Origin of the sequence: Actinoplanes sp. TFC3 (assembly GCF_001553785.1) — a bacterium.
In the GTDB taxonomy this organism is placed as follows: domain Bacteria; phylum Actinomycetota; class Actinomycetes; order Mycobacteriales; family Micromonosporaceae; genus Actinoplanes.
In genome coordinates this window covers 5,076,064-5,094,862 of sequence record NZ_LOJP01000001.1, presented here as the reverse complement: position 1 = coordinate 5,094,862, position 18,799 = coordinate 5,076,064, and the positions used below count along the sequence as shown (strand labels likewise).

The window sequence follows — 18,799 nt, the reverse complement described above, 5'->3', positions numbered from 1 at the left end:
CTGGGGGTGACATTGGCTGGGACGCGGTCCTGGCGCATCGCCCACCTGATACTCGGGCTCCGGTGCAGGAGCGCCTCGAATCGGCCGGTGTCACGCCGGCCCAAGTGCAATCAGCCTTGGAAGACGGCGGCGACGCCCTTTACCAGGCAGCCCGTAGCAAAGACCAAGCCCCGCGCGACCAACAAGCCGAGCGCGGCGAAGACCAAGCCGCCCGAAGCAAGGGAAACGGGCAAGGCGGTAAGGGGAACGCACGAAGCGACAGCGGAAACGCGGGAAACGACGGCGATGACTGGGCGAAGCCGTTCGGTGGCCCGCTCGCTGTCGCGTTGCTGGCCGCAGAAGTCGGCGCGCTCGCCGCTCACCTGACCTCGCGAGCCTCAGCAGTGCGGGCAGCCGCCGTGGAAGCGCTGCTCGACGAGTACAGCGCTGTCGCCGTCGCCAGCCGGCTCGGTGTTTCCCGCCAGAAGGTCTACGACATCGCCCGGCCGGGCGCCACCGACTCGTTCATCGACCGCACGCCGTGGAGGCAGTGATGGAAGAAACCGTTTCCCTTCCCGATCCCGCCGTTCAGTACCGGGTCCATCCGCTCGACCTGCCCGAGGCGCGCACCCAGTTCCGCAACGCCCGCCTGGTTGCGGCCTTCACCAGCCTCCCGGTGGCCGCATTGGTCGCCGCGATCGTCGCCTACCTGACCCGCCACTGGGAACCGCCGGTGGTTGTTTTCCTCGCGCTCACCATCTTTGGCGCGCTTTCTGCACGCCATTTCACCGACCGCGCCTGGGATTACATTCCGCGCAAGCGCCAGGACCGGGAACGGCCGTTGCCGAGGCTGTGGGAAATCGGTTCCTCGGCGATCCTGGCCCTGGTGCTCGGCGGCGCTTTGCTGCTCATCGTTTTCCGGTTGCAGCGCGACGACGTGCCGCTGGGGGTGCGGGCGTACACCTTCGGCGGGTGCGCGATCGCTGCGCTGCTCGTTGTCGCAGATGCGGCGTTCGGTCTGGCGCGGGCGTCCGGGCGCCGCCGGGCCTTGGCCAGCCTGCCGGGGGTCGCGGTGGTCGTGTTCGCCACGATCCTGGCGTACGTCCGCTGGTTCGACGGCAACGCCGGCGGCTCGGACATGCTGTGGGGCGCGCTGACCGTGGCCGTTGGCGCTGTCCTGGCCGGTGCGGCACGCCTCTGGGAACGCCGCCGCATCGTTTCCGATCAACCGGCGGAGTGAGACCGCCGAACGGTTACCGGCCGGCTGGCGGAGTGACAACGCCGCACAGTTGCCGGTCAGCCTGCGGAGTGAGAACCGGCCGCGTACTTCTCGGCCAGAGCAGCCGAGTCACCCAGGTCGCCCTCGGTCACCGCGAGCGAGGGCAACACGGTGGCTCCCAGCTCTCCCAGCAATTGCGCCAGCAGCGCAGCCGCCACATCAGCCTGGGGCTGCACGCCGGCAACAACCACGGGAACGGCACGTTTCCCCGCCAGCGCGTTGGCCGGCAACTGGTCGAGCAGCACCTTCAGAATCCCGGTGTAGCTGCCCTTGTATGTCGGCGTAGCCACCACCAAAAGCTCAGCACCCCGTACGGCCGACAGCGCGGCAGCCGTTGCCTCGTCGCCCGCGGTGAGCAGTCCCGGCCCCAGCGCGCCAACCTCGACCACCTGCCAGATGCCGCCCAGCGCGGTTCCGACCGCCTCGGCCAGCGTGGAGGTGCGCGATCCGGCGCGAGGGTTGCCGGAAACGACGACGATTGCGCTCACGAAACAGCTCCCGTTCGAAGTAGCGGAAGGACGCCTTCGCCGAAACGATAGGCCTCTTCCAGGTGTGGTTGCCCGGAGAGAATGAAGTGGTCGATGCCGAGCGCGTGGTACTCGGCGATCCGATCGGCGATTTCGGTGTGGCTGCCGACCAGGGCCGTTCCCGCGCCGGGGCGCACGAGCCCGAAACCGGCCCACAGGTTCGGTGAGACCTCCAGCGAGTCACCGCCGCTGAGCTCGGCCATCCGGCGCTGCCCCTCGGATTCGGTGCGGGAGAAGCGTTCCCGCGCCGCCGCCACCGCGGCCGGCGGGATCCGTTCCAGTAGGCCGCGAGCCACCGACCAGGCTTCGGCAGCGGTGTCGCGAGCAATGACGTGCAACCTGATCCCGCACGAGAGCGAGCGGTTCTGGTCCTTGGCCAGCGCCCGGACCGCATCGAGTTTCGCGGTGGCCGCGGCCGGTGGCTCTCCCCAGGTCAGGTAGGTGTCGGCGTGGGCCGCGGCCACCTGGAGAGCGGGCGGGGAGGAGCCACCGAAGAACACCGGCGGAACGGGATCCGGCGTTTCCCTTGTCGTGGCGCCGGAAACGCGGTAGTACGAGCCGTCGAAATCGAACGGGTCCGGCGACCATGCGCCCTTCAGGACCGTCAGGAATTCGGCCGTACGGGCGTAGCGCTCGTCATGACCGAGCCAGTCGCCGAAGCGTTGCTGTTCCGTGGAATCGCCGCCGGTCACCACGTTCAGCAGCAGCCGCCCACCGGAAATCCGTTGGTATGTCGAGGCCATCTGCGCGGCCAGTGTCGGCGACACCAGCCCCGGCCGGAACGCCACCATGAACTTGAGCGTTGACGTTTCCGTGAGCAGAGCCGCGGTTGTCAGCCATGAGTCCTCGCAGAACGTGCCGGTCGGCGTGAGCATCCCGGTGAACCCCAGCCGTTCCGCAGCCCGCGCCACCAGGGCGAGATAGCCGAGTTCGGGCGGCCGTTCGGTGGCGACGGTGGCCGTGGCCTGCCCGCCGCTGGTGATGCCATGGCTGTCACCGGCGGTGGGGAGGAACCAGTGGATCTGCATCTAGGCGGTCCGCTTGAGGTGCGCGTAGCTGCCGTCGTGGTAGACCAGGGGCGTCACCGTGGCGTCGTCGTGGTGCTGCCCGGACAGCGGCGTGGCCAGCACGATCGTGTGATCGCCGGCTTCGACCCGCTGGGAGACGCGGCAGACCAGGGTGGCGAGCACGCCCTCCAGCAGCGGAACACCGTCGGGTCCGAGACGCCAGGCGCCGTGCGTGGCGAACCGGTCGATGTTGCGCGTGGAGAACGTCCTCGCGACGTGCTCCTGCTCCTTGGTCAGCACGTGGACCGCGATGGTCTCGGCCGCCCGCACGGCCGGCCAGGCCGACGCGGAGCGTGCCAGGCAGAACGAGACGAGCGGCGGGTCGAGGGAAACGGACGTGAAGGAGGTGGCCGTGAACCCGGCCGGCGGCTCGCCCGGCGCGGTGATCACCACGACGGCAGCGGCGTGCCGGCGCAGAAGGGAACGGAAAAGGTTGGCGTCCACGAGCGTGTCGGTCATCGTGCCCCCACAAGGTGTGCCAGTTCCTGCTTGACGAGTGGGATGAGGTGCCGCCCGTAGTCGACGGCGTCGTCGATCGGGTCGTACCCGCGGATCAGAATCGTGGTGACCCCGAGATCCACGTAGTCGAGCAATGCCCGCGCCACCGTTTCCGGCGATCCGACGAGCGCGGTCGAGTTTCCCTGAGCACCACTGGCTTTGGCGGTGGCCGTCCAGAGCGCACGGTCGTGCCGGTCGCCCTTGGCGGCTGCGGCCAGCAGCCGCTGCGATCCCACGTTCTCCGGGCTCGGGCCGCCGAGTACCCGGGTCTTGTCGCCGGTGAATGAGCCTTTCCCGCCGTCGCTGCCCTCGATGGTGGCCAGGATCCGCTCGGCGCGTTCCCAGGCCAGCTCGTCGGTGGCGGCCAGGATCGGCCGGAACGAGACGCTGATCCCGAGGGGTCCACGCCCGGCCGCCGCCGCGGACGCCTGCACGGAGGCGATCTGGTCGGCGGTTTCCTTCAACGGCTCGCCCCACAGCGCGAAGACGTCGGCCACCGCGCCGCCCACCCGGTAAGCCGCCGGCGAGGATCCACCGAAGTACAACGGAATCCGGTGCGCGGGCTGGGCGAGCAAGGAGAAGTCGTCGAATGTGTAGAACTGTCCGTCGTGCGAGAACGGCTCGGGCGAGGACCAGGCCCGGCGCAGAATGCCGAGATATTCCTCGGTACGGGCATAGCGCTCGTCCTTGGAAAGATAGTCGCCATCGCGCCGCTGTTCGGCATCCGAGCCACCGGTGATGGTGTGCACAGCAACCCGGCCGCCCGACAACTGATCCAGTGTGGCAAAGGTCCGCGCCGCCGTGGTGGGGGCCACGAAGCCGGGCCGGTGCGCGATCAGCAGCCCTAGTTCGGTGGTGTGCGCCGCGGCGTACGCGGCCACCTGCGTGCCATCCGGAGTCGAGGAACCGTATCCGATGAGGATGCGGTCGAATCCGGCTTCCTCGTGCACTCTGGCGAATCGCCGCACGTATTCCGGGTCGATGGGGGGACCGGAAGGCGCTCGTGTCTCGGAGGCGTCCCGGGTGCCGATCATGCCGACGAACTCAACGGTCACTGCTGTTTCCCTTCGCGTTCCCGGCGGCCGGTTCCAGGGCGGCGCGGCCGGCGGTGGCCAGGACCATGTCGTCCTGGGGCGTGTGGATCCGGCCGCAGAGGACATCGCGCAGGTGGCGTTCCAAGGGGTTGCTCCGGCTCAGGGCGGCGTTGCCGATGAGGGCGACGCCCCGTTGCACCGCGTCGATGGCGGCGCCGGTCACGACCGTCTTGGCCAGGCCGGCGTTTGTCGGGAACGCGCTTTCCGCAGTCAGGAACGCCTGCGCCGAAGCCAGCGAAGCTTGGATCGCGCCCACCTCGCTCTGGAACCGCGGCAGCGCGGCGAGCGGCTTGCCGAGGTTGCTCGGGATGCGTTCCTGCAGGTAGCCGGTGAGCCAGTCACGAGCCGCGTAGGCAACACCCAGGTAGATCGCCGCGATCCCGAGAGCGTTCCAGTCCCGCAGATCACCGCCGGCGCCCGGGACCGGCGAGGGGGCGTTTCCCGTATCCGGCAGGAACGCGTCTCCCGCTACGGCCACGCGGTCGAAGATCACGTCGTCGCTGCGGGAGGCGCGTAGCCCCAGGTGGTCCCAGGTCCGCTGGATCGTGATCCCGGCTGTGTCGGTGCGGACCAGGAAAGCCCCCACCCGTACGGGCTCCTCGTCCGTGCGGGCCCAGACCTGCATCCACCGCAGCCCCGCGGCGCCCGTCGAGAAGATCTTGTGGCCGGTGATCTCCCAGCCGGTCGCCGTCCGGCGGGCCGTGGTCGCCGGGAGCCCGCCCCGCGCTGGCGTGCCCAGGTCCGGCTCCACCCGCAGCGCATTGATCAAAGTGGGGTGTTGGGCCGACTCGGCCAGCACCTCGGTGTAGCCCGGCTCCGGCCACGCTCCGGTGCGGGCCTGCGCGGCGTGGGCGAACAGCGTCATTGCGCTGATCAGGGCCACTGCCGGGTCGCCCTGCCCGAGCGCGGTGAGGGTGCGCACTGCGTCGGCGAGCGAGCCGCCCGGACCGCCGTACTGGGTGCCGACAGTGAGCGTGAGCAGTCCGGCGTGATGGACCACCGCAAGTCCGCCCGAGGGCAGATCCGCCGTGCGATCGTGCGTTTCGGCCAGCTCGGCCAGGGCTGTCGTCACGTCCACCAGATGGGATAGTCGTGGCTCAGCCACGATAGTTGTGGTGGGCATGTTCCCAACCGTGCGCCCCGATCAGCAGGAAGTCAATGGTGATCCCATTCTCTAGTAAACCTATGGGGATTGCTTGACATAGAGGAAAGGCCACTAGCAGAGTGGCGGCCATGTCCACCCCAGCCATCCGCACCCCGGCCGGCCCCCCGGCGCCGCCCGCGGACGACTTGCACCTTCCGGTCAGTTCGACATCGCTGTCGGCGGACGAATCCACAGTGCCGGCCAGTGGCTCGGTGACCGCGGCGCCGCCTCCGGTGCCCGGGCGGGCGGCTAGACGGCGGCGCGCTCTGCCGTACAAGCTGATTTCCTGGACTGTTCCGGTCTTGCTCCTTGTTGTCTGGGAGCTGCTGTCACGGGCCGCGGTAATCGAGTCGAATGTGCTGCCCGCGCCGAGTTCCGTCGGGATCACGGCGTGGCGGCTCACCGAGACCGGGGAGCTGCCCACCCACCTCTGGGAAAGCCTGCAGCGAGCCGCGATCGGGCTGGCCATCGGCGGCAGCCTGGGCCTGGTGCTGGGAACGCTTACCGGCTTTTCCCGCCTGGCCGAGGCCATCGTGGACCGCAACATCCAGATCATCCGGGCGATCCCGTTCCTGGCGATCCTGCCGCTGGTAATGGTTTGGTTCGGGGTGGGCGAAAGCGGCCGCTACTTCCTGGTCGCCCTGGGAACGCTGTTTCCGATCTACCTCAACACCGTGCTCGGGATCCGGCAGGTGGACCCGAAGCTGCTGGAGATGGGCCGCGTCGTGGGCCTGCCGCGGCTACGGCTGATCCGCACGGTCATCTTGCCCGGCGCGTTGCCGTCGGTGCTGCTCGGCGTGCGGCTCGCATTGACGAATGCCTGGCTGGCCCTGGTGATCGCGGAAACCGTGGGAGCGCCCGCCGGCATCGGCTTCATGGCCACCAACGCCCGTGAGTTCTTGCAAACCGACGTGATCGTCCTGGTCATCGTCCTGTACGCGCTCATCGGCCTCACCACCGATCTGATCGCCCGGGCCTTGGAACGGCGTTTCCTGGCCTGGCACCCCCACTACAACGGAGGAAAGAAGTGACTCTGTCCCGTCGTGCACTGCTGGGAGCCGCACTCTCGTTACCGCTGCTCTCCGCGTGCGGTGACAACGCGGCGGAGGCCGGTGGTCGCAAAAAGGTCCGGCTCACCTATGGGGCGATCTCCGTTCCCAAGACCCGGGGAGTGTTCGAAAAGACGCTCAAGGATCAGGGCATCGACATCGAGTGGGTTGGCCCGTTCCCCAACCACGCGCCGACGCTGCAGGCCGTGGCCACCGACACCGCCGACTTCAGCTTCGGCGGCAGCTCCACCCCGGCTGACCAAGCGCTGCTTTCGGGCAACAAGCTGGTCTACGTGGCCTGGGCCTCGGCCACGCCGCGGATCTCCTCGATCCTGGCGCTGCCCAACTCGGGCATCACCTCGGTCAAGGACCTGGCCGGTAAGAACGTTGCCGTGAACAAGGCCGGGCTGGGAGAGTTCCTGCTGGTGGCGGCGCTGGAGAAGTACGGAGTGCCGCGCAGCTCGGTGACGTTCACGTATCTGAACCCGCCGGACGCCGCGCCGGCGTTCGGCAGCGGCAAGGTCGACGCGTGGGGCATCTGGTCCGGCCCGATGGAACTCGCTGAGGTGCAGTACGGGGCCCAGCGGATTTTCACCGACGGCGAGGAACTGGACCAGCAGATCGACTTCTCCTCGTACCTGGTGCGCGAGGACTATGCCAAAAAAGAGGCGGACACGATCCGCAAGGTCATCGCGGCCTACAAGGTTGAGGCGGACTGGGCCAACGCCAACCCGGCCGAGGCGCAGAAGATCGGTAACGCGGTTTCCAAGTACCCACAGGCGGTTGTCGACAAGCTGGTCGCGGCGAACGTGCAGACCTCGTGGAGCCTGATCAACGACGAGGGCATCAAGCAACTGCAGGCCGGGGCGGACTGGCTGTCGCAGCGCAAGGTTCTCAGCGACAAGATCAATATCGCGGATCACGCGGTGAAGCTGTGAGCGTCGCGGTCGAGGCGCCTGCGGTGCGGGCGGCGAAAATCGTCCGGCGGTACGGCGAGCGTACCGTTCTGCACGAGCTTGATCTGGAGATCCGTCGCGGGGAATTCGTGGCGCTGATCGGTAAGAGTGGCTGCGGCAAGACGACGTTGCTGCGCGCGCTTGCCGGTCTGGATCTGGTCGACGGGGGAGGCCTGACCGTTCCGGCCGCCTCCACCGTGGTGTTCCAGGAGCACCGGCTGCTGCCGTGGTGGAAGGTCTGGCGCAACGTGGCCATCAATCTGCCCCGGGGGACGGCCCGTTCCCGGGCCCAGGCGGCACTGGACGAGGTGGGTCTCAGCGACCACGCCGATGCCTGGCCGGTAACGCTCTCCGGCGGTGAGGCGCAGCGGGTTGCCCTGGCCCGGGCGCTGGTACGGGAACCGGAACTGTTGCTGCTCGACGAGCCGTTCGCTGCACTTGACGCACTCACCCGGATCAAGATGCACGGACTGGTCCGCAACCTTATTTCCCGGCACCGCCCGGCCGTGTTGCTGGTCACCCACGATGTTGACGAGGCGATCTCGCTGGCCGACCGCGTGGTGACCATGCGCGAGGGCCGGATCGCCGCGGACCACCGCGTGGCCGATGCGCCATCCCCAGCGTCGCTGCGCACCCAGCTGCTGGCCGAGTTGGGGGTTGTCGAGCAGTGACCGTCACCAGCAGCTCACATTGGGGAGCGTTCCGAGTTTCCGGTACGGGCCAAGGCCTGCGGGTCTCCGCCCGTCCCGGCGACCCGGACCCTTCGCCGCTGCTGGGAAACATCGCATCCGCGCACCGCCACCGTTCCCGGGTAGCCCGGCCGGCACTGCGCCGCGGCGGTGCCGGCCGCGGGTACGACTCGTTCGAGGAGGTGTCCTGGGAAACGGCGCTGGACGTCGTTGCCGAGGCCATCGACGGAGTCAGCTCCCGGAACGGGATCTTCGGGGGCTCGTACGGCTGGGGCAGTGCCGGGCGTTTCCACCACGCGCAATCTCAGCTGCATCGCTTCCTGGCAATGGGCGGCGGCTACACCGGATCCCGCAACAGCTACAGCCTCGGAGCGTCGCTGGTGACGTTCCCGCATCTGGTGGGGCCGCGCGGCGCGCAGCAACTGATCCGCGCCGGCACCGACTGGCCGGTCATCGCGCAGAACACCGACCTGATCGTGGCATTCGGGGGTATCCGCACGGCGAACACCTATGTGACGCCCGGCGGCCGGGCCGCCCACGATTTTCGCGGTCACATCCGTGCGGCGTTCGCGCGGGGACTGCAACTGGTCTCCGTTTCACCACTACGCGACGACTTGTCGCCGGAGCTGGGCGGGCAGTGGCTACCCATCCGGCCTGGCACCGACGTGGCCGTCATGCTTGCGCTGATCCACCTGCTGATCCGCGAAGGCCTGGCAGATCTGGAGTTCTTGGCCGACCGGACCGTCGGTTCGCAACGGCTGATCGCCGACGTCCGGGACAAGACGCCGCAGTGGGCGGGGCGGGAGAGCGGTGTTCCCGCCGCTTTCATCGAGGAACTCGCCCGGCGCATGGCCTCGAGCCGCACGTTGGTCACGGTGAGCTGGTCGCTGCAGCGGGCGCCGCACGGCGAACAGCCGCTGTGGGCGGGGCTTGCGCTGGCTGCCGCGCTCGGGCAGATCGGGCTGCCCGGCGGCGGATTCGGCCATGGGTACGGATCCATGGGCGACGTCGGCGGAGGCTCCCTGCCGTACGCGTTTCCGGCGTTCCCGCAACCGCGGAACCCGGTGCCGGACTTCATTCCGTGCGCTTTGATTTCCGACCTTCTCCTGCACCCGGGCGAGCAGTTCGACTATGCCGGAAAGCGTTACCGTTTCCCCGACATCGAGCTCGTGTACTGGGCCGGCGGAAACCCGTTCCACCACCACCAGGACCTGAACCGGCTCCGATCGGCGTTCGCCAAGCCCCGGACCGTCGTAGTCCACGAGCCGTACTGGACCGCCACAGCCCGGCACGCCGACGTGGTGCTGCCGGTAACCACCACCTTGGAACGCGAGGATCTGGGTGTGGGTCGCGGCGACACCCACCTGATCGCCATGCGGGCCGCCGATACGCCCTACGGCGAGGCCCGCGACGAGTACGACATCTTCACCGCCCTGGCGCACCGGCTCGGCTACCGCGAGGCGTTCACCGAGGGCCGCACGACGCAGCAATGGCTCCGCTACTTCTACGAACAGTGGCAGACATCCTTGGCCGAGGCTGTCTCGAGGCCTGCCTTGGCGGAGGCTGTTCCGGGTTCCGGCTTGGCGGAGGCTGTCCCGGGGTTCGCCTTGGCAGAGGCGGTGCCGGGGTTCGCCTTGGCGGAGGCGGTGCCGGGGTTCGACGAGTTCTGGGCTCAGGGTGAGCTGGAACTGCCCGGCCGGCGCGCCGACACCGTTCTGTTCGCTGATTTCCGGGCCGGGCGGGCGTTGGACACCCCGAGCGGGCGGATCGAAATCTTCTCGGAAACGGTTGCTGGGTTCGGGTACGACGACTGTCCCGGGTTTCCCACGTATTTCCCGCCCGAACCGGCGCCCATCGTGCTCGTCTGCAATCAACCGGCCACCCGGCTGCATTCCCAGCAGGACATGGGCGACGTTTCCCAGGCATCCAAGATCCGGGGTCGTGAGCCGCTGCGGATGAACCCCGGCGACGCCCGGGAACGCGGCATTGCCGACGGCGACATCGTCCGCGTGCACAACGCCGTCGGCAGCCTGCTGGCCGGGGTGACGGTTTCCGACAATTGTTCTCCCGGCGTTGCCCAACTGTCGACCGGCGCCTGGTTCGATCCGTCGCGGCCGGACCTGGCCGACTGCGTCCACGGAAACCCGAACGTCCTGACCACCGACGCCGGCACGTCCCGGCTCTCCCAGGGATCCACCGGGCAACTGGCTCGCGTGGAGATCTCCCGCTACGACGGTTCCGTACCGCCGCTCACCGCCTACGACCCGCCCTTGCTGGAGACACCGTGACCGACGATTCCCGCCAGAAGCCGTCTCTCGATGATGACCACCAGAAGCCGCATGCCGACGATTCCCATCAGAAGCCGCCTACCGGCGATTCCTATCAGAAGCTGCATCACGATGACTTTCATCAGAAGCTTCATCACGTCGCGCAGCCCGGACTGATCGGGGATACCGCTCAGACGCGGGGCATGACGCGGGTCGAGGCAATCAGCGGCAAGACCGTGGGTAGCCACAACCTGTGGATGGGGCAGACCCATGTCTCCGCGGCCACGGCCAGCGACAACCATCATCATGGTGAGTCGGAAACCGCGATTTATGTCGTGCGGGGAAATCCCGTCTTCGTGTTCTTCGATGAGGGTTCCGGCGCCGAGAAACGGCTGGAGACCAGGCCCGGTGACTACGTTTTCGTGCCGCCGTGGGTTCCGCACCGCGAGGAGAACCCGGACCCGGACAACGAGGCGGTGGTGGTCATCGCACGCACCACCCAGGAAGCCATTGTCGTGAACCTCCCGACGCTCAAACAACCGGAACAACCGGAACAACCGGAACAACCGGAACAGCCGGAACAGCAGGAACAGCGGGAACAGCGGGAACAGCCGGAACAAGTGAAGCCGCTGAAAGAGCTGAACAATGAGAGCCAGGAGAACTGAGCATGTCCGTTGACTTCATCGGTCTCATCGCCACCCAGGACGGCTCGGAAAGTACGCCGGCGAGCACGGCGCTGATCGATCCGGGCTACACCGCCCGCATCGCCCGAGCCCATGAGGATTCCGGTTTCGACCAGGTTCTCATCGGCTATTCCTCGGCCTATCCCGACGGTGCCCAGGTGGCTGCCCATGCCGCCGCGCATACCGAGCGGCTGACCTATCTTGTCGCGCACCGGCCGGGTTTTGTGGCTCCTACTCTGGCGGCGCGGACCTTCGCGACACTCGATCGGTTCACCGGTGGGCGGGTGACGCTGAACATCATCACCGGCGGGCACGATGGGGAGCAACGGCGCGACGGGGACTATCTTTCCAAGGACGAGCGCTATGCCCGTACCGATGAATATCTTTCCGTTCTTCGCCAGGCCTGGACCTCCTTGGAACCGTTCTCCTTCGACGGGCGGTTCTATCGGTTCGAGGATTTCGTCTCGCAGGTCAAGCCCGTTTCGGGAACCATTCCGCTGTACTTCTCCGGCTCGTCACCTGCGGCCTATGCCACCGGGGTCAAGCATGCCGACGTCTACATGTTCTGGGGTGAGCCACTCGCCCAGATCGCCGAGCAGATCGCTTCGGTGCGGGCTGCCGCGGCGGCTGCCGGACGTGCCGCGCCGCGATTCTCGGTGTCGTTCCGGCCCATTCTGGCAGCGACCGAGGAGCTGGCGTGGAAGCGGGCGCATGACATTCTCGGGCGGATCGGTTCGGTCAGTTCTCCGAAGTTCTTCCGCAACCGCGACCGCGACAATCCGGCCAATGTGGGCTCGCAGCGATTGCTGGCCGCGGCGGCCGAGGGTGACCGGCACGACCGGGCGTTGTGGACCGCTACCGCCAAGGCCAGTGGAGCGGCGGGCAATTCAACCGCGTTGGTGGGTACGCCGGAAACGGTGGCCCAGGCCCTGCTGGACTACTACGACCTCGGGGTGTCGACGTTCCTGATCCGCGGCTACGACCCGCTGGACGATGCGATCGACTACGGACGCGAGCTCATTCCGGCCGTACGGGCGGAAATTTCCCGTCGGGAAGCGGGCCAGCTTGCCACGGTGGCCTGAATCTCTTTGACCTCATTGGCGGTGTCGAGAAGGATGGGAGGCATGCAGATGCGCGACGTACGACTGACGTCCCGCCTTGCCATCGACCTCCGGCGGTGTGCGAGTGCTCTGTGTTGTGCCTTCGGATGAGTGCTCGCTGATTCCCCCTTCTGCATGAACCTGGGTGCTTTGGTGCGCCTATAAACCTACCCAGCACATGGGAGAAGTATCCTTCAGCCGCTGCCGAGATCCGGCTGCGGTGACACCTCCGGAGGCTCAACATGTCCGTCCTCGCCGTCGCCGACCTGCCCACCCATCGCGTTCCCACCCGCAAACGGGCCCGGCTGCGCGCCGTTCCCGCCGATCCCTCGTCGGTCACAGTGACGATCACGCTCGGGAAACCCGGTTCCGAGGAGAGTGAGCGGGTGCTTGCCGCGCTGCGGGATCTGGTCGTAGCGGCCGGGCCCGAAGCCGGGGTTGTGCTCGACCCGCCGGTTACTGCCACGCCACACCCGGCCGGCGCCGGTCTGCGCCTGGGACCGCGTTCCCGCACGGCCACGCTCGACGGCGTGTCGCTGGATCTGAGCCGGCTTGAGTACGACCTGCTGCTGTTCCTGGCCCAGCACCCGCGCCAGGTCTTCACGCGCAACCAGCTCCTCGGTCACGTCTGGGGTCACACGCACACCACAGTTCGCACCGTTGACGTGCACGTCAGCCGCCTGCGGACCAAGCTCGGCAACCCCGACATCGTGACCACCGTGTACGGCGTCGGTTACCGGCTCACCGACGAGTCGCCGATCGCCATAGATGAGGCGTAGCCCACAGTAACTCCGATGGGATAAAGGCGGGCGGTGGGCAGGTCAACCTCGCTAGGCTCGCCGCAGCCAAATCGGCGACATCGGCGGGGGATATCTCGTGACAACACAAACGACGGCGGCGGCGCCGGACAAAATCGACGCCGCCGTGCTCAAGATTGCTGGCGTGGTGGTGCTCGGCGCTATCATGTCGATCCTCGACGTGACGGTCGTCAGCGTCGCGCTGCCCACCTTCCAGACCGAGTTCGACGCCTCGTACGCGCGGGTCGCCTGGACCATGACCGGCTACACGCTGGCGCTGGCCACGGTCATTCCACTTACCGGCTGGGCGGCCGACCGCTTCGGCACCAAGCGGCTCTACATGGCGGCGCTGTTGCTGTTCACGGCTGGCTCCGCGCTGTGCGCCACGGCCGACTCGATCGGCCAGCTGATCGCGTACCGGGTGCTGCAGGGCCTTGGTGGCGGCATGCTGATGCCGCTCGGCATGACGATCATGACCCGCGCGGCAGGCCCCCAGCGCATCGGCCGGCTGATGGCCGTGCTGGGCATCCCCATGCTGCTCGGCCCGATCGGCGGCCCCATCCTCGGCGGCTGGCTGATCGACATCGCCAGCTGGCACTGGATCTTCCTGATCAACGTGCCGATCGGCATTGTCGCCCTGATCTACGCGCAGTGGGCGCTGGCCAAGGACAGCCCCGAGCCCTCCGAGTCCTTCGACTTCCTGGGCATGCTCATGCTCTCGCCGGGCCTGGCCCTTTTCCTGTACGGCGTGTCGTCGCTGCCCGAAGCCGGCACGTTCGGCGCCACCAAGGTGTGGCTACCGATGACGGCCGGGGCCCTGCTGGTGATCGGCTTCGTCCTCTACTCGTTCAAACCCAGGCACCCCCTGCTCGACCTGCGCCTGCTGCGCGACCGCAATCTATCGATTGCCACCATCACCCTGGCGGTCTTCACTGTCGCGTTCATGGGTGCGGGCCTGCTTTTCCCCAGCTATTTTCTGCAGGTACGAGGTGAGTCCACGCTCGACGCGGGTCTGCTGATGGCCCCCCAGGGCATCGGCGCCATGATCACCATGCCGATCGCCGGCACCCTGGCCGACCGCATTCCGGTGGGCCGCACGGTGCCGTTCGCGGTACTGCTGATCGGTGCCGGGTTCTTCGCCTTCACTCAGGTGGGCACCGACACGTCGTACTGGTTGCTGTGCGGTGCGCTGTTCGTCATGGGCCTGGGCATGGGCGGCACCATGATGCCCATCATGACCTCGGCGCTGAAAACCTTGACGAACAACGAGGTGGCCCGGGGCTCAACCCTGCTGAACATTCTCCAGCAGATCGCCGGCTCGGTCGGCTCGGCCCTGATGTCGGTCATCCTGACCAACGAACTGAACAACTCCCGGCCGATCCCGGGTGTGAACGACCCCAGCGGTGCACCCCTGACCGAGGCGGGGCTGGCCATCGCCGCCAAGCAGGACCCGGCGATCACCCAGCAGATTCCGGTCGAACCGTCGGTCCTGCAGCGCGGGCTCGAATTCGTCGCGAACTCGTTCTCGACAACCTTCTGGGTCGGCTTCGTGATCGTGCTGGCCACGCTGATCCCAGCGTTCTTCCTGCCACGGCGGCGTCCGGCAGCTTCCGATGCTGCTGCTCCGGCTGAGGAAAGCTCCGCTACACCGGTGATTCTGCACTGAGTTCCTGCATCGAGCTTGACGGCCGCGCGGCGCTTTGGTGCCGCGCGGCCGTTGTTGGTGGGGGTGCTTCGCGTGCGGTGAAGCGCGTGCTCGGTGGCGCCTTGTCACCAGGGCGGCCACTGCCCACTTCGCGCTACGCCGCGCTGCCCACACCGCGCCGCTCGCCTGTCCGCGCCGCCCCCTCTGCCGGCCTGCCCTAACCCTTTGCCCCTCGAAGGCCCACCACCGCGTGATCATCCGGTTTCCAGAATGTGAAGTGCTTTGCCGGCGATGCTTGAACGGCGCGGACGCTGGCTTCTTGGTGGCTATAAGCCTACTCTGCCGATAGGAGAAGCGGAGGTTTGCATGCGGCAGACGGTGGCGGTGGTCGGGGGCGGGTGTTCCGGGGTGCTGGTGGCTCGGGAGCTGCTTCGATGTAGCGAGGATGACGTTGTGCTCATCGAGCCGGGGGAGCCCGGTGGCGGCGTCGCCTACGGGAGCGCGCGGCCGTGGCATGTGTTGAACTCGCGGGCCGGGGCGATGAGCGCTGACACCGATGATCCGGGGCACTTCGTACGGTGGTCGGGGGCTCGGCCCGGGGAGTTCCGGCCGCGAGCCGAATACGGGCGCTACCTTCGTACCGTCCTGGAGGAGGCTGCCACGCAACATCCTGGACGTTTGCAGCTTCGCGCCACCACCGCGACGCGAATCGACTCCGACGGCAGAGTTGATCTTGCCGATGGTTCGCGGGTGCCGGCCGATCATGTGGTTGTGGCCACCGGGGGGCCACGGGCGGTTCCGCAGCGGCTGGACCACCCCCGTGTCATCGATGATCCGTGGCAGGCCGGCGCTCTGGAGGCGTTGCCCACCGACCGGCCCGTGCTTCTCGTCGGCACCGGCTTGACCGCTGTTGATGCCGCGTTGACGCTGACCGCCGATGGGCGCCGTACTGCCCCCGTTGTGGCGGTGAGCAGGCGCGGGCTGCTGCCGCTGACCCACACCACTGACGCCGCACCGCCCGTGACTCCGGTGCTCGATGATTGCGCGACCCTGCGAGATGTCGTTCGGGCTGTGCGAGCCGCGGCGGGCGAAGCGGGGGACTGGCGACCGGTGGTCGACGGGATGCGGCCGTACCTGGATCAGGTGTGGACGGCCTTGACTCCGGCTGAGCAGGACGCCTTCCTGCGCCACCTGGCCCGGACGTGGGAATGTCACCGGCACCGGATGGCTCCCGAGATTGCCGAGCGCGTTGTTGCTCTGCGTAACGCCGGGCTGCTGGAGATCCGGCGGGGCGGGGTGGCTGCGTGGCCGGGGCTGGCCGACTACGCCGCGGTGGTGAACTGCGCCGGACCAGGGCGTTTGCCCGCTTCGGCGAACCCGCTGGTGCGTTCGCTGCTCGATCGCGGGCAGGCCCGGATCGGCCCGCACGACCTGGGGCTGGCCATCGACGCGGCGGGTCGGATGGTGGCTGCCGACGGGCGGGTTCACGATCGGATCTGGCTTATCGGGCCGCTGCGGCGCGGGGCGCAATGGGAAACCACTGCCGTGCCCGAGATCCGGGCTCAGGCGCACCGGATCGCGTTGGATCTGCGTCCCGGGGCGCTGCTGGCGGCTGCGGCGTAAGCGGTCGCACCCGAAGGGCCAACCATGCTGAGTGCGGTTGAACATCCCGGCTGAGTGATAGCCCGATGATATGACAACGTCGTCTTTGCAGCTCAGGTGCTGTTTGGTTCATCAGTTCGTCGATATCTGGCCCTTGAGAACACATTGAGTCTTCTCGATACTGGGGTTGGCACTCGGTACGCCGGACTTCCGGCGTACCGCCCCCATCCCCCTGGGAGGAACTCCGTGCGTAACCCCGGCTCCAAGCTTGGCCGACCGATCGTCGGCCTGGCCGCCGTTCTGCTGGCGGGCAGCGCGTTCGCGTCACCCGCGTCCGCCGCCCCGGCCGCACCCGCTGCCGACCCCTCCTTCGCGCCCTCCGCGCTGGCCAGCAGAATTGACACACAGCTCAACGGCAAGACCGCCGGCTCCTACATCGACTCGGCCGGCAAGCTGGTCGTCAACGTCACCGACGCCGCCACGGCCGCGGCGGTGACCTCCTCGGGCGCCACTCCCCGTTACGTAGCCCGCAGCGGTGCCGCCCTCGCGTCCGCCGACGCCACGCTGAAGTCGACGCTCAAGACACCGGGCACGTCGTTCGCCGTCGACCCGGTCACCAACCAGATTCTGGTGACCGCTGACAGCACGGTGACCGGCGCCAAGCTGGACGCGGTCAAGGCGACCGTGGCCAAGCTCGGCGACAAGGCGCGCCTGGAGTCGGTTCCCGGCGCGCTGGCCACCCGGATCTCCGGTGGTGACGCCATCTACACCGGCGGCGCCCGCTGCTCGCTCGGCTTCAACGTGCGCAACAGCGCCGGGCAGAACTACTTCCTGACCGCTGGTCACTGCACGAACATCGGCACGACCTGGACCAACGGCTCGACCACACTGGGCACCCGCGCCGGCACGAGCTTCCCGGGCAACGACTACGGCATCGTGCGCTACACGACCAGCAGCGTCACCATCAGCGGCTCGGTCGGCTCGCAGGACATCACGTCGGCCGGCACCCCGGCCGTCGGCGCGACCGTCTACCGTCGCGGCAGCACCACCGGCATCCACTCCGGCCGTGTCACCGCGCTCAACTCGACGGTGAACTACGCCGAGGGTTCGGTTTCCGGCCTGATCCGCACCACCGTCTGCGCCGAGCCGGGCGACAGCGGCGGCTCGCTGTACTCGGGCACGACCGCGCTGGGCCTGACCTCGGGCGGCAGCGGAAACTGCAGCTCCGGCGGCACGACCTACTTCCAGCCGGTCACCGAGCCGCTTGGCGTCTACGGGGTTTCGGTGTTCTGATCCCTCGATGAGGGTTGATATTCGGGAGGACCTCGGCCTGGTGCCGGGGTCTTTCCCTGTTTCCGCAGGTTCCGCGCGTTGCTTGCCTTCCGCGCGTGTCTCACTTTCCTCGGTTTCCGAGCGCCTCGCGCGGCACCGGCACTTGGCCGGATACCTTTCCCGGTTGCCGGACAGCGAGCTGGAAAGCGCAATCCAGCCGCTCGGGCGTGGCATCGGCGGCGGCACCGGGCGGCTGGAAACCCCCCACGGTCCGGTCTTCGTCAAACGCATCCCGCTGACGGATCTGGAGAGAGCGCCGGGAAACGTGCGTTCCACGGCCAACCTGTTCAGGCTGCCGCTCTTCTACCAGTACGGCGTCGGCTCGGCCGGCTTCGGCGCCTGGCGCGAACTCGCCGCTCACGAGCTCACGACCGGCTGGGTCCTCAAGGGCCGTACCGGGTGTTTCCCGCTGCTGCACCACCACCGCATCATGCCGGCGACGCCCTCGGGAACGCCGATGCCGAACACTTACGACGGGCATCCGGCTGTGCAGCGGCGGTTGGACGCCATCGCGGCGGCTGCGGCGAGCATCGTTCTGCTCATGGAGTACGTGCCGGACACGCTTGACGCCTGGCTGACCCGGCACGGTGACGACGGCGTTGTGGGCGCGGTGCTGGCGGGCACGGCGTTCATGCGGGACAACGGCATGGTGCACTTCGACGCCCACCCGGGCAACGTGCTGGCCGATGCGAACGGGATCTACTTCGCCGACCTTGGCCTGGCGTTGTTCGACAGCTTCGAACTCTCGGCGGGGGAGAGCGCTTTCCATAGCGAGCACTGCGATTGGGACCGCTATGACGTCCAGCGCTATGTCACGAACTGGTTCCGGCGCCACCATCAGCCGGTACGTCCGGAGCACGCGCCTGTCGCCGAGGTGATGAACGAGTTCTATGCGGCTCTGGTGGCTGGGCCTAAGACGGTCGCTTATCCGCGCGAGGCGCTGATGAGCGCTGATGGGCAGCGCGACGCTGGGGCGGATCATTGGGCTGGCTGAGCGGTAGGCGCGGGGGAGGCCGGTGGGGTGAGCCAGGCGATCAGCTGCGGCGCGGGCTGGCCGGGTGGGCTACGGCGGTGGGTGCGGTGGCTACCGC

At 68.0% G+C, this 18,799-nt stretch carries 18 protein-coding genes; 13 read left to right on the top strand and 5 right to left on the bottom strand.

What is annotated here, in order from left to right; translation table 11 throughout:
- Positions 1-62 precede the first annotated feature (62 nt).
- Together TFC3_RS22975 and TFC3_RS22970 are read left to right on the top strand one after the other, a co-directional pair.
- A complete protein-coding gene (locus TFC3_RS22975) occupies positions 63-533 on the top strand; it encodes a hypothetical protein (RefSeq protein WP_067503576.1) in 471 nt (156 codons plus the stop codon).
- Entirely contained in the window at positions 533-1,219 is a 687-nt protein-coding gene (locus TFC3_RS22970; RefSeq protein ID WP_067503574.1) for a hypothetical protein, read from the top strand. Before TFC3_RS22975 ends, TFC3_RS22970 begins: the two co-directional genes overlap by 1 nt.
- A 56-nt stretch (positions 1,220-1,275) precedes the next feature.
- Here the strand turns inward: TFC3_RS22970 and TFC3_RS22965 are convergent, their stop codons facing one another.
- From TFC3_RS22965 to TFC3_RS22945, 5 genes are read right to left on the bottom strand one after another with little or no spacing between them, the layout of a single operon-like run.
- Positions 1,276-1,746 carry an NADPH-dependent FMN reductase gene (locus TFC3_RS22965; RefSeq protein WP_067503571.1) on the bottom strand — a complete coding sequence of 157 codons (471 nt, stop codon included), beginning with the start codon at positions 1,744-1,746 and terminating at the stop codon, positions 1,276-1,278.
- A complete protein-coding gene (locus tag TFC3_RS22960; protein WP_067503568.1) occupies positions 1,743-2,813 on the bottom strand; it encodes an LLM class flavin-dependent oxidoreductase in 1,071 nt (356 codons plus the stop codon). Before TFC3_RS22960 ends, TFC3_RS22965 begins: the two co-directional genes overlap by 4 nt.
- Positions 2,814-3,311, bottom strand: a complete 498-nt coding sequence (locus TFC3_RS22955; RefSeq protein ID WP_067503565.1) for a flavin reductase family protein — start codon at positions 3,309-3,311, stop codon at positions 2,814-2,816.
- Positions 3,308-4,405, bottom strand: a complete 1,098-nt coding sequence (locus tag TFC3_RS22950) for an LLM class flavin-dependent oxidoreductase (protein WP_067503562.1) — start codon at positions 4,403-4,405, stop codon at positions 3,308-3,310. The genes TFC3_RS22955 and TFC3_RS22950 overlap by 4 nt, the downstream gene beginning before the upstream one ends.
- Positions 4,395-5,567, bottom strand: a complete 1,173-nt coding sequence (locus tag TFC3_RS22945) for an acyl-CoA dehydrogenase family protein (RefSeq protein WP_082772243.1) — start codon at positions 5,565-5,567, stop codon at positions 4,395-4,397. Before TFC3_RS22945 ends, TFC3_RS22950 begins: the two co-directional genes overlap by 11 nt.
- A gap of 110 nt (positions 5,568-5,677) precedes the next feature.
- Between TFC3_RS22945 and TFC3_RS22940 the strand changes: the two genes are divergently transcribed.
- From TFC3_RS22940 to TFC3_RS22890, 11 genes are all read left to right on the top strand, one after another.
- Complete coding sequence (locus TFC3_RS22940; protein ID WP_201787200.1) at positions 5,678-6,619, top strand: ABC transporter permease subunit; 942 nt, start codon at positions 5,678-5,680, stop codon at positions 6,617-6,619.
- Positions 6,616-7,575 (top strand): aliphatic sulfonate ABC transporter substrate-binding protein, encoded by a 960-nt coding sequence (locus TFC3_RS22935; protein WP_067503559.1) that lies wholly within the window; start codon positions 6,616-6,618, stop codon positions 7,573-7,575. The genes TFC3_RS22940 and TFC3_RS22935 overlap by 4 nt, the downstream gene beginning before the upstream one ends.
- Complete coding sequence (locus TFC3_RS22930; RefSeq protein WP_067503556.1) at positions 7,572-8,264, top strand: ABC transporter ATP-binding protein; 693 nt, start codon at positions 7,572-7,574, stop codon at positions 8,262-8,264. The genes TFC3_RS22935 and TFC3_RS22930 overlap by 4 nt, the downstream gene beginning before the upstream one ends.
- Positions 8,261-10,570, top strand: coding sequence for a molybdopterin-dependent oxidoreductase (locus tag TFC3_RS22925; RefSeq protein WP_067503554.1), 2,310 nt, complete (start codon positions 8,261-8,263; stop codon positions 10,568-10,570). The genes TFC3_RS22930 and TFC3_RS22925 overlap by 4 nt, the downstream gene beginning before the upstream one ends.
- The gene (locus TFC3_RS22920; protein WP_236718260.1) at positions 10,567-11,214 is read left to right on the top strand and encodes a cupin domain-containing protein; all 648 of its coding nucleotides are present in this window, start codon (positions 10,567-10,569) and stop codon (positions 11,212-11,214) included. Before TFC3_RS22925 ends, TFC3_RS22920 begins: the two co-directional genes overlap by 4 nt.
- Before the next feature lie 2 nt (positions 11,215-11,216).
- Positions 11,217-12,314 carry an LLM class flavin-dependent oxidoreductase gene (locus tag TFC3_RS22915; protein ID WP_067503551.1) on the top strand — a complete coding sequence of 366 codons (1,098 nt, stop codon included), beginning with the start codon at positions 11,217-11,219 and terminating at the stop codon, positions 12,312-12,314.
- Between the two features lie 260 nt (positions 12,315-12,574).
- Positions 12,575-13,111, top strand: coding sequence for a winged helix-turn-helix domain-containing protein (locus TFC3_RS22910; RefSeq protein ID WP_067503549.1), 537 nt, complete (start codon positions 12,575-12,577; stop codon positions 13,109-13,111).
- 97 nt (positions 13,112-13,208) lie between these two features.
- On the top strand, positions 13,209-14,795 hold the full coding sequence (locus TFC3_RS22905; protein ID WP_067503545.1) for a DHA2 family efflux MFS transporter permease subunit: 1,587 nt from the start codon (positions 13,209-13,211) through the stop codon (positions 14,793-14,795).
- A 345-nt stretch (positions 14,796-15,140) separates the two neighbouring features.
- Complete coding sequence (locus tag TFC3_RS22900; protein WP_067503542.1) at positions 15,141-16,397, top strand: FAD/NAD(P)-binding protein; 1,257 nt, start codon at positions 15,141-15,143, stop codon at positions 16,395-16,397.
- Between the two features lie 225 nt (positions 16,398-16,622).
- A complete protein-coding gene (locus tag TFC3_RS22895) occupies positions 16,623-17,669 on the top strand; it encodes a S1 family peptidase (protein ID WP_067503539.1) in 1,047 nt (348 codons plus the stop codon).
- Between the two features lie 163 nt (positions 17,670-17,832).
- Positions 17,833-18,702: a hypothetical protein gene (locus tag TFC3_RS22890; protein WP_153040349.1), complete on the top strand. Its 870-nt coding sequence runs from the start codon at positions 17,833-17,835 to the stop codon at positions 18,700-18,702.
- The last annotated feature ends 97 nt before the right edge of the window (positions 18,703-18,799 follow it).

Bases quoted from the DNA above. Each gene is read 5' to 3' on its own strand.
- TFC3_RS22970 (WP_067503574.1), top strand. From the start codon at position 533: ATGGAAGAAACCGTTTCCCTTCCCGATCCCGCCGTTCAGTACCGGGTC.
- TFC3_RS22960 (WP_067503568.1), bottom strand. From the start codon at position 2,813: ATGCAGATCCACTGGTTCCTCCCCACCGCCGGTGACAGCCATGGCATC.
- TFC3_RS22955 (WP_067503565.1), bottom strand. From the start codon at position 3,311: ATGACCGACACGCTCGTGGACGCCAACCTTTTCCGTTCCCTTCTGCGC.
- TFC3_RS22945 (WP_082772243.1), bottom strand. From the start codon at position 5,567: ATGCCCACCACAACTATCGTGGCTGAGCCACGACTATCCCATCTGGTG.
- TFC3_RS22940 (WP_201787200.1), top strand. From the start codon at position 5,678: ATGTCCACCCCAGCCATCCGCACCCCGGCCGGCCCCCCGGCGCCGCCC.
- TFC3_RS22915 (WP_067503551.1), top strand. From the start codon at position 11,217: ATGTCCGTTGACTTCATCGGTCTCATCGCCACCCAGGACGGCTCGGAA.
- TFC3_RS22910 (WP_067503549.1), top strand. From the start codon at position 12,575: ATGTCCGTCCTCGCCGTCGCCGACCTGCCCACCCATCGCGTTCCCACC.
- TFC3_RS22900 (WP_067503542.1), top strand. From the start codon at position 15,141: ATGCGGCAGACGGTGGCGGTGGTCGGGGGCGGGTGTTCCGGGGTGCTG.